Source organism: Mesorhizobium sp. B2-6-2, from assembly GCF_006440615.1.
Taxonomy (GTDB): domain Bacteria; phylum Pseudomonadota; class Alphaproteobacteria; order Rhizobiales; family Rhizobiaceae; genus Mesorhizobium.
In genome coordinates, this window is sequence record NZ_VFUG01000031.1 from 18,379 (window position 1) to 28,188 (window position 9,810).

Annotated in this window: 10 protein-coding genes and 1 riboswitch; of the genes, 7 read left to right on the forward strand and 3 right to left on the reverse strand. The window is 64.8% G+C overall.

All coding sequences use genetic code 11. The annotated features are described in order from the left end of the window. Nucleotides 1-184: 184 nt before the first annotated feature. A riboswitch (TPP riboswitch) is annotated at nucleotides 185-297 on the forward strand. From FJ419_RS29925 to FJ419_RS29940, 4 genes are all read left to right on the forward strand, one after another. Further along, a complete protein-coding gene (locus tag FJ419_RS29925; RefSeq protein WP_140541655.1) occupies nucleotides 288-896 on the forward strand; it encodes a YkoF family thiamine/hydroxymethylpyrimidine-binding protein in 609 nt (202 codons plus the stop codon). It overlaps the preceding riboswitch by 10 nt. Before the next feature lie 336 nt (nucleotides 897-1,232). Continuing rightward, nucleotides 1,233-2,018 carry an ABC transporter permease gene (locus tag FJ419_RS29930; RefSeq protein WP_181170844.1) on the forward strand — a complete coding sequence of 262 codons (786 nt, stop codon included), beginning with the start codon at nucleotides 1,233-1,235 and terminating at the stop codon, nucleotides 2,016-2,018. After that, complete coding sequence (locus tag FJ419_RS29935; protein ID WP_140700747.1) at nucleotides 2,015-2,788, forward strand: ABC transporter ATP-binding protein; 774 nt, start codon at nucleotides 2,015-2,017, stop codon at nucleotides 2,786-2,788. The genes FJ419_RS29930 and FJ419_RS29935 overlap by 4 nt, the downstream gene beginning before the upstream one ends. Then, complete coding sequence (locus tag FJ419_RS29940; RefSeq protein ID WP_140700748.1) at nucleotides 2,785-3,795, forward strand: ABC transporter substrate-binding protein; 1,011 nt, start codon at nucleotides 2,785-2,787, stop codon at nucleotides 3,793-3,795. Before FJ419_RS29935 ends, FJ419_RS29940 begins: the two co-directional genes overlap by 4 nt. 54 nt (nucleotides 3,796-3,849) lie before the next feature. Here the strand turns inward: FJ419_RS29940 and FJ419_RS29945 are convergent, their stop codons facing one another. Both FJ419_RS29945 and FJ419_RS29950 read right to left on the reverse strand, forming a co-directional pair. Then, nucleotides 3,850-4,722: a DUF2167 domain-containing protein gene (locus FJ419_RS29945; protein WP_181170842.1), complete on the reverse strand. Its 873-nt coding sequence runs from the start codon at nucleotides 4,720-4,722 to the stop codon at nucleotides 3,850-3,852. A 152-nt stretch (nucleotides 4,723-4,874) separates the two neighbouring features. Next, the gene (locus FJ419_RS29950) at nucleotides 4,875-5,507 is read right to left on the reverse strand and encodes a S24 family peptidase (RefSeq protein WP_140700750.1); all 633 of its coding nucleotides are present in this window, start codon (nucleotides 5,505-5,507) and stop codon (nucleotides 4,875-4,877) included. A 205-nt stretch (nucleotides 5,508-5,712) separates the two neighbouring features. Here FJ419_RS29950 and FJ419_RS29955 point away from each other — a divergent pair, with 205 nt between their 5' ends. The 3 genes from FJ419_RS29955 to FJ419_RS29970 all read left to right on the forward strand — a co-directional run bounded on the left by FJ419_RS29955 (nucleotide 5,713) and on the right by FJ419_RS29970 (nucleotide 8,091). Continuing rightward, nucleotides 5,713-6,171 (forward strand): hypothetical protein, encoded by a 459-nt coding sequence (locus tag FJ419_RS29955; RefSeq protein WP_140700751.1) that lies wholly within the window; start codon nucleotides 5,713-5,715, stop codon nucleotides 6,169-6,171. A gap of 113 nt (nucleotides 6,172-6,284) precedes the next feature. Further along, complete coding sequence (locus FJ419_RS29960) at nucleotides 6,285-7,133, forward strand: GcrA cell cycle regulator (protein ID WP_140700752.1); 849 nt, start codon at nucleotides 6,285-6,287, stop codon at nucleotides 7,131-7,133. Nucleotides 7,134-7,494: 361 nt separating this feature from the next. After that, nucleotides 7,495-8,091, forward strand: a complete 597-nt coding sequence (locus tag FJ419_RS29970) for a DUF6456 domain-containing protein (protein WP_140700753.1) — start codon at nucleotides 7,495-7,497, stop codon at nucleotides 8,089-8,091. 263 nt (nucleotides 8,092-8,354) lie between these two features. On the opposite strand, the gene FJ419_RS29975 is transcribed toward FJ419_RS29970, so the two are convergent. After that, nucleotides 8,355-9,602, reverse strand: coding sequence for a DUF763 domain-containing protein (locus FJ419_RS29975; RefSeq protein WP_140700754.1), 1,248 nt, complete (start codon nucleotides 9,600-9,602; stop codon nucleotides 8,355-8,357). Between the last annotated feature and the right edge of the window lie 208 nt (nucleotides 9,603-9,810).

Below are 9,810 nucleotides of genomic sequence, written 5' to 3' on the forward strand. Positions count from 1 at the left end.
TATGTACGAAAAGCAATCAAGCGGGATTCGTACAATTTGAACGACAAAATAGTTAGATAAAGCAGTTATAAGAAATCCGCAAAAATCTTATAACCACCGGCATCTCCCATAGGGAGATGGGCGCCTGGCCCAACTGACACCGCAAAAAATAGCTTTCCCAGCACCGCAAACAGTGCTTTAACCCGGCCATCCACAGGGGTGCTCCGTACGGTCGGGGCTGAGATGGTGGCGGCAAGCCTCCGGACCCTAAAGCTGATCTGGATAATACCAGCGGAGCGAGGCGGGCCATGTTTTCCGGAGCACAGATTTCCCTTTATCCCATGGCCGACGATTTCGTCGGCGTGATCCTTGGCGCGCTTGGCGCGCTCGATCCTTACCGCGACAGGCTGAGGATCGAGACAGACGACATCTCAACGCTGCTGGTCGGGCCGCCCGAGGTGCTGTTCCCAGCCATGCGCGACCTGTTCGTGGCGGCCGCCAAAAGCGGCAGGCACTGTGTGCTGTCGGCCGCCGTCTCGCGCGGCTGCCCCGGCGAGCCGGATGACCCGATCTGCCGCTCCGAGGAGATCGGCGGCCCGGCGATCCCGCTCGACGAACGCAAGCGCGCCGCGTTGCGCGCCGTCGAGGCCACGCTTTCGACCAATCAGCCGGTGGCGGCGCAATTCTCGCTCTATGTGATGGGCACCGGCGACCACATGGACGAGATCTATGGCTGTATCGACTTCCTGAAACAGTCGGGCGTCTTCGAACGCTCCAAGCATTTTTGCACCAAGCTGCGCGGCGACGCCGGCGCGGTCTTCGCCACTCTGAACGAAGCCTTCTGCCGCTTCGGGCCCGGCGCCGGTCACGTGACGCTCGACATCACCATTTCGGCGAACAGCCCGACCGCGGCTTGAGCGCAAGCTCGATCTATCGAGGTAGATGTCGTGGCTGTTTGGCTTGACCCATCGCGTCGGGGAGATGCTCCCAGTCCCATCTCGCAGGAGAGAGGGGAACCTTCGACGATTGGCGAAAGCCGAGGTGACGGCCAATCTCCCCCCTTGCGGGGGAGATGCCCGGCAGGGCAGAGGGGGGTGCTGTCCCGCCGACCTCTCAACTGGTTGCGCGCGCGGCGTTCGCCAATTGCTTTCGCACAAGTTTCGAAAGCTGGCGTTCCTTCGCGCCCCCCTCTGGCCTGCCGGGCATCTCCCCCTCAAGGGGGGAGATCAGCCTTCACCACGACCGTCGCCAGGATCTTCCCCGCCGCGCTGGCTTTCGCTCTCCTTCTCGTCGCTTGGGAGCTCTGCGCACGCCTCGGCGGCATCGCCCCCACCGTGCTCCCTGCACCCTCGCGCGTGCTGGCGCAGGCCTGGGAGAACCGGGCGGCACTGGCCGACAACACGCTTCCCACCATTCGCGCCACGCTGGCGGGCTTTGCCTGCTCGCTCGTTGCCGCCTTCGTCCTCTCGGCGGTGGTCGACTTCTTTGCCCCCCTGCGCCGCGCGCTGTTCCCGCTCCTGATCGCCAGCCAGACCTTGCCGCTGGTGGCGATCGCGCCGCTGGTGGTGCTTTGGTTCGGCTTCGGGCTGTTGCCGAAGATCCTGCTCGTGGCGCTGGTCACCTTCTTTCCGATGATGGTGGCATTGGTCGAGGGCTATGCCGCCACGGCCCTGGAAATCAGCCAGATGCTCGCCGCCATGGGAGCAGGGCGCCGGCGCATCTTCTGGCTCGCTCGGTTGCCGTCGGCGCTGCCCTATTTCTTTGCCGGACTGCGCATCTCCATCACCTATGCGGTGGTCGGCGCCATCTTCGCCGAATATGCGGGCGCGGCGAAAGGGCTCGGCATCTATATGCTCAGCGCCAAGAACAATTTCCGCCCCGACCTGGTGCTCGCAGCCGTCGCGGTCAGCTCGGCGCTCACGCTCACGCTGTTCGGCCTCGCCGTGCTCGCCCAGCGTCTCGCCATGCCATGGGAAAATGCAAAGAGCGAAAGGGCGGGGCGCTATGGGGACAAGCCTTCCCGAGAGGGCCGGCCATGACGCGGCTCGAGCTCCGCAACATGCGAAAAAACTTCGGCGCGCTCGAGGTTCTGGCGGGCATTTCGCTGTATGTCGAAGAGGGCGAGTTCGTCTCGATCCTCGGCCCCTCCGGCGCGGGCAAGTCGACACTGTTCCAGTTGCTCACCGGTGCGATCCGGGGCGAGGGCGAGATGCGCTTCGACGGCGCGCCGCTCGATGGTGCCCGCTTCGCCTTCATGCCGCAGCGCGATGCGTTGATGCCGTGGCGGCGCGTCATCGACAACGCGACGCTGGGGCTCGAGGTGCAGGGCATGAAGCGCCGCGCGGCGCGCGAGCGCGTGGCGCCGTTGTTCGCCGAGTTCGGCCTTGCCGGCTTCGAGCGCGCCTGGCCGGCCGAGCTGTCCGGCGGCATGCGCCAGCGGGCGGCATTGCTGCGCACCGTCGTGCAGCAGCGCGACATGCTGCTCCTCGACGAGCCGTTCGGCGCGCTCGACGCGCTCACCCGCGCGGCCATGCAGCGCTGGCTGGAGACAATGTGGCGAAACCATCGCTGGACGGCGCTGCTCATCACCCATGACGTGCGCGAGGCGGTGCTTCTGTCCGACCGCATCTATGTGCTGTCGGCGCGGCCCGCGCGCGTGGTGCGCGAGGTGGCTGTGCCGCTGCCGCGCCCGCGCACCGAGAGCACGGCGCTTGCCCGCGAGGCCGCCGCGATCGAAGCCGGCATCCTCGACATTTTGCTCGGCGCCGCCGAACCGATTTCCCGACCATCCGATGGAGAAAACCGATGACCGATTTCACCCGCCGCCAGGCGATGCTTCTGGCCGCCAGCCTGCCATTTGCCGGGACCGCTGCACGTGCCCGGGCCGCCGCGCAAAAAATCACCGTCGCGCTCGACTGGACCGTCAACACAAATCACGTCGGCCTGTTCGTCGCCCGCGACAAGGGCTTTTACCGCGATGCGGGCATCGAGGTCGAAATCCTGCCTTATGGCGACACCGGCTCGGGCACGCTGGTGGCCAGCCAGGTCGCCGATTTCGGCATTTCCGGCTCGCTCGGCCTGTTCACGCAAAAGAGCGCGGGCGCCGACCTGAAGGCCGTCTACGCCGTCGTCCAGTCGGAGACCGGCCGCGTCGTCTTCAACGCCGACCGAACCGCGATTGTGAGCCCGAAAAATCTCGACGGCCTGACCTATGGCGGCTTCGGCAGCGTTTGGGAGAACGCGCTGATCTCGACCATCATCCGCCATGACGGCGGCAAGGGTGCGTTTTCCACTGTGACGCTGGGTACCTCGGCTTACGAGGCATTGGCCAACGGCGCAGTCGATTTCACGCTTGAGGTCTCGACCTGGGAAGGCGTCGAGGCCGAGCTGAAAGGTCTCAAGCAGCGCAGCTTCCGCTACGCCGATTACGGCGTGCCGGACGAGCACACCACGTTGATCGTCTCCAGCAACGCCTTTCTCGCCGCCAACCGACAGGCGGCCGTGGCCTTCGTCCAGGCGACGCGACGCGGCTACGCATTCGCCGTCGATCATGCGCAGCAGGCAGGCGAGCTGCTGCTCGCTGCGAACAAGGACACGCTGACCAACCCGGCGCTGGTGCACGCCTCGCTGAAGACGCTGAACGACGGGCATTTCCTGAAAAGCGCAGACGGCGCCATCGGCACGATGGACAAGGCCAAGATGGAGGCGATGGGCGGTTATCTGTTCGCCTCCGGGATATTGCTCGATGGCGACGGCAAGGTGCTGAAGGAGGGGCCGGATGTCGCGGCGTATTTCACGAATGAGTTTGTGGGGTAGGGCAGGCCAGAGGGGCAAAGGAACTCGATGTCTCAGAAGGCCCGCAAGTTCACCTCAACTATCGGCCTTCTTGCGGCTGAACAGCCTTCTCAGCCACACCAGCGGCAACAGCACGAGGAAGGCGCCCTTCTTCAGCACCAGCAGCGCCAGCGCGATCAGCCCGGCGCCGGCGGCCTTGCCGTATTTGACCCCGAGCATCGTCGCCAAAACGCCCAGCGCGCCGTAACCGGCCACCTTGTCGCCGCTGGAGAATTCGAAATAGGAACTGCCGGCCCTCGGCTTGTAGGCGTCGGCCGATGCCTCGACGATCTTTTGCACGGCATCGTTCGTGATGTTGCCGTTCACCGGCACGATCTTGATTGGGACATAGCCCTGGCGGTCGAAGATCGAGACCGAGATGTTGATCGTCCTGTCGCCGGCCCAGTTCAGGATGTTGGCGTAGTAAAGGATATTCTTGCCCTTATCGATTTGCGGATAAAGGAGCCAGCCGTCGAAGCGGATGTCTTGTCCAAGCCGTTGCGACTGCGCTTTGACCGATTCCTTGAAGCTCTCCTCGAGGGAACTAATTTCTTCGTTGCGGTCGGCACTGTCCCAGTCCGCGAGGCTGACATAGCCGTCCGACACGGGCTTTTCGACAGTGAGGTTATCGATCTCCGGCGTGAAGCCGAAGATCAATTGGTCGATCGTGCCGCACTGGTCGCGGTCCCAGCCGAACTCCTTCACCACCAGATTGCAGCGGTCCTCCGGCTTCAGGTAGAAGGCGGCGCCGCCAGCCGGAGTGATTGTGCCTCTGGCGGCGCTCAGAGGCTGGGTAAAATTTTGCGGATGATAGTCCGTATCCTCGGCATGCACGATGGCCGGTTGCGCCAGAAAGCAGGCATGCGCCACCATTATGAAAATCAGGTTTTCCCTGACCGACTTGTTCATTACCCCTCCCGCCAATGGGACCCCAACCTCAAGCATCCGTGATATAAGAGTATTTCGAAGACAAGCACAAGACGATAAGTTCACTTTTTGTTCTTTGTCTCAACCATGGCCCTGCCGAACTGCTCTTGAGACGACATGCCGCCGCCTAATCCTCACATATCGATCATCGACCGCTTCACCCGCCCGATGATCGTGATCGCGCCTTCCAGCTCCGGCGGCGGGATGTCGAGGTAGGACGCCGGCTGGAACGGCGGATTGTCGTTCGGGCGCCAGCGCTTGTAGGTGGCGCGTCCCGTCTCGTCTGAAATCACGTAGCAGCCATTGGTCACCAGCCGCTTGTCGCGCAGGTTAACGAAGATGATCGAATCCGGCGGCGAGATCTTGTTCATCGACGGCCCGTCGACGCGCAGCGCGATCCACTCGCCTTCTTCGAGGTCGGCGGTGGGGATGGTCGGATAGTCGGAGAGGTTGACGACGCTGTCCTGGCTGCCGAGCTCGCCGGCGCTGATCCACGATACGATCGGCACATCGACGGTGACGGGCGAGGGGGCGAAATTGACCGGCGCCGCCTCCGCGCCATCCGCGTCGAACAAAAGCCAGCCGGGGTCGACGCCGAACAGCCGGCCGTATTTCTCCGCCGCCTTGCGCGACAGCGGCCGGTTGCCGTTCTCGTGGCTGATCAGCGTGTTCTTGTTGATGTCGCGCAAGGCCCGCGCCGCATCGCTGGGCGAGGCATAGCCGGCCTGGGCGCGCGCCTGCTGCAATCTGTGCCGAGAATCCATCATCGTACAAAATGCCTGAAAATTATCGTCCAAAGTGTACGATTTCGCTTGCGCGTATTTCGTACATAACGTACGCTTAGCGCATGAATGAACATCCCGCAAGCATTTCCGCACTGCCGGTGATTCCGGTGCCGCCCACGGGCATCTCAGGGCTTATTGATTCCTGGCGGAGCGTCGACGCTTTCGCCGCCACGCAAAAGGGGGCGGCATGAACGCGTTGCCTTTCCAATTCGAACCGTCTTTCCCGTTCGAATCGCCTGTCGAATTCCAATCGTCCGGACCGTCCTCCTCCCCGGTCCGGGCGCATTCCGGGGCGCTTGCCCCGGATCCGGCTGAACCGCCCGCACCCCGGTTCACCGGAACGGCCGGAGCCGTTCCTCCCCCGGCTCCGGCCCCCAATTCGGGCATAAGCTGCATCCGCACCGAGGACGGCACCGTCATCCTGTTCGATCGGATGACGGGCCGCGCGGTGTCGGGCCTGACGCGGACTGCCGCCGAGGCCGCTCTTCTCCGACTGACCGGCGCGGCGCCGGAGCAATTCCAGGAAAAGTGCGAAGCAGTTTTCCGTCCGGAATTGCGCCAAGACAACGCTACGCAATTCCAGGAAAAGTGCGATGCGGTTTTCCGTCCGGAATTGCGCCAAGACAACGCTGCCGGCGCCGCCTGACCTTCAACGCTTTCGCTGACCTGATCCCCAAACGGCCTTTCGGCCGAACCCTGGCGCTTGGCCTGAAGCCTGGCGCTTCGCCCCAAGCGCTTCGCAATCAACGGAATGAGCAGATGGCATCCGCCTACACCGAGAAGGAAATCGACGAGATCGCCGCTTTGCTGAAGGAGGGGCTTTCCGCCTCGCGCATTGCCGGCCGTTTCAGCGCGCTGCGCGGCAGCCCGGTCTCGCGCAACGCCATCATCGGCATCGTCCACCGCAACGCCGGTTTGAGCGCCATCGGCTTCGCCAACCCCAAGGGCGGTCGCGCCGGCGGCAGGCCGAGAAAGCACGCCCGGCCCGATCGCCCGCGCAGGCGGGGCAGGGCGGCCGCTGGGGGGATGGCACTGTCGGAGCCGGCCGTGCTTTCGAGATACGCCGAGCTGGCAGAGGGCGCCGGCGCGGAAGCTGCCAATCTCCCCCCAAGCGCGGGAGATGGCCGGTCCACCCTCCGCAACTGCAGCGCAGCTGCTGCGGAGGACGGGCAGGCCAGAGGGGGGCGCTGTCCCGCAGACCTGTCCGTCGATGGAACCGTCACGCAAGCGAATGTCGTCACTGCCCGCATTCTGCCCAAGCTCAAAAATCCCAAGCCGCGCAAACCCGCGCGCACGCTTCCGCCGGCCTGGCTCGCCCCAGGCACCCGCGAAAAATCCGAAGCGCATCTCTACAAGCTCCCGGCGCCGCCGCCTCCGGTGAACCCCGGCCGCCGGCCGCATGTCGCGGCCATGCGCTTTCTCGATTGCCTGTTCGGCCGCTGCCGCGCACCGCTCGATCTCGCGCTGCGCGAGGATGCCGATGCCGACCCGCAAGGCGCGCGCCCGGGACCGGACATGCTCTGCTGCGGTCTGCCAACCTCGGCCACGCGTTCCTACTGCGCCCATCACCATGCAAGGTTTCACGGCCATCGCGGGAAGGGGATGTGAGGAGCGGGACGCAGGAACTGCCAATCTCCCCCCAAGTGGGGGAGATGCCCGGCAGGGCAGAGGGGGGCGCGAAGGAACGCCAGCCTCCCGCATGTTTTGCTTTTCACAAAGTTCAAAGGGCGCGAACCCTCTTTGCTGATACGCCGGCGGGACAGCGCCCCCTCTGTCCTGCCGGACATCTCCCCCACGAGGGGGGAGATTGGCAGCTCGGCCGCGCCGCTCCTCCTGCAACGTTGGCGATTGGCGAAAGCCGCGAAGACATCTGATCTCCCCCCAAGTGGAGGAGATGTCCGGCAGGACAGAGGGGGGCGCGAAGGAACGCAGCCTTTCCCAGTTAGCACGCACAAACAAGGATCGCACCATGCCCCGCAAAGCCGCCAAGAAACCCAAGCCGCCAAAGCTCCCCAAGGGCGAGGCCGAGCAGGTACGCATCCGCCGCGAGATCGGTCACGACTTCGCGCTGAAGCCCGACGGCTTCGGCCGCCAGCGCCTCACCACCGGTACGGCGGAAGCGCGCCGGATCTACGAGGTGTCGAACGGCGGCTACACCTCCACCGGCGGCGTCGTGCGCCTGCGCAATGTCGATCCTCTTGTGGGCATCACCTCGCTCAGCCGCCAGCAGCGCGAAGCAGGAGGGCGCTTCCGCGACGATTTCGAGCGTAGTCAACGCGAAGGCCTGCAGCCGCAATCCTGGAGCGAGCGCGTCGACGGCGGCCGGATCGGCGGTGGCGTCCCGGACCGGGTGCTCTCAGCCGGCCGGGCGTATGCCCACGCTGCCGCTGCGCTCGCCCATTGGGAAGTGGCTGAAGTGGTCCGAAAAATCTGCCTCGAAGGCCAGTCGGTGAAGGCCATCGCCGAACGCAGCGGCGAAGGGCGCGACGTGGTGGTGAAGCTGCTGAAGGTCGGGCTGGACCTGTTGGCGGTGCATTATGGTATGATGGGGAGGAAGGCGGGGTAGGGGGGCGGCATGGACGCGGCCAAATCAAGAGTTTGGCAAAACAAAGTGAAATCACGATGTGAGGTGGCTGGCGTGAACTTGCGAACGCTCGGCGCTGCCCCTCATCCGCCCTTCGGGCACCTTCTCCCCGTAAACGGGGCGAAGGAGAGGCTCGGCACCGGCGCCAGCCACTTTCTCCCCGTTTACGGGGAGAAATGCCCGGCAGGGCAATGAGGGGGGGCGCCGACTTGCCGGGCTATGCATAGCCTTGAGCGATGGCGGCTTTAGCGTTCTTCGCCGCCGGGCGCCTTCTCCCACCCGAACACGCTCCGCCCGCCCAGCAAATGCGACTGGTCCATTTCCCCCGCCACGATCTCCTTCAAGCTCGGCCCCGTCACATAGCGCTCCATCCTGCGCGACTCGCCGTCCAGCCGCCGCAGCGCCTCCAGTTCCTCGCCGCGCCCGAGCTTGGCCTTTCCCACCGCCGATTTCAGCACGCCGATCGTCTCGTCATAGACTTTTAGCGGCACGGGGAAGGGGTGGCGGTCCTTGCCGCCATGGGCGAGGGAGAAGCGCGCCGGGTCGGAGAAGCGGTAGGGCGCACCGTGCACCACTTCCGACACCATGGCCAGAGCCCGCACCGTGCGCGGGCCGACGCCGGGGACCAGCAGCAATTCAGGAAAATCCTTCGGGCCGCTTTCGATGGCCGAGGCGATGTTGCCGTGCAGGCGGTGCATGACGATGTCGCTCTCGCGCACGTCGTGATGCGCGGGCATGACGAGGTTGGGCAGCATCGGCTGCGCGGCGGGCTCGGGTTCCGGCTGCGGTTCCAGCACGGCCAGCTCGGTCAGGATCTTCTCCGGGCTCATAGTCTTCAAAAGCTGGATTTGGCTTCCACGCGCTTTTTCCGCGCGATGGTCGGTGAGGTTGACGATCTCGCCCTGGCGCTCGCCCTCGATTGCCGAATGCGGCTGGTCGACGAAGCTAGTCAGCCCTTCCGACAGCCAGTGGTAGCGGCGTGCCTGGCGAGCATCGCCATTCATGCCTTGCTGCACCACCACCCAGCGCCCGTCGTCGGTGACGATGAAGCCGTGCAGATAGAGGTCGTAGCCGTCCTGCACGGCGGCGCTGTCCACCTTGGCGACGAGCCGGCTGGCGGTGGCGAGAGCCTCGCCGTTCAGCCCGACGCGCTCGCCGATCGCCAGCAACTCGCCGGGCGTCTTGCGCGAATGCGCGCCGCGTCCGCCGCAGACATGGATGCCAAGCTCATTGCCGAGCGGGTTGAGCCCCCGTTTCAGCGCGCCGATGACGGAAGTGGTGATGCCCGAGGAATGCCAGTCCATCCCCATCACGGCGCCGAAGGACTGGAACCAGAAGGGATGCGCTAGGCGCCGCAAAAGCTCATCGCGGCCGTAATGATGGATGATCGCCTCGCACAGCACTGCGCCGAGCTTCGTCATCCGATCGCCCAGCCACTTCGGGACCCGCCCGCCATGCAGCGGCAGGTCGGCGCTGCCGCTTCGCTGCGTCAAGGATGTTCTCCGTGGATGCCGCAGAATTAGATGGCATTTTGCCGGGAATTTGCAAGGCGCCGACACGATCTCCCCCCACGAGGAGCAGGGCAATCGCATATGGGGTTTATTGGCGAAGGCCAACGCAACGCCGTCATCCTCGGGCTTGTCCCCATAGGCGCTAACTTAGGCTTGACGGTGATCGTGGTGAGTGATTCACCGTGGGTCA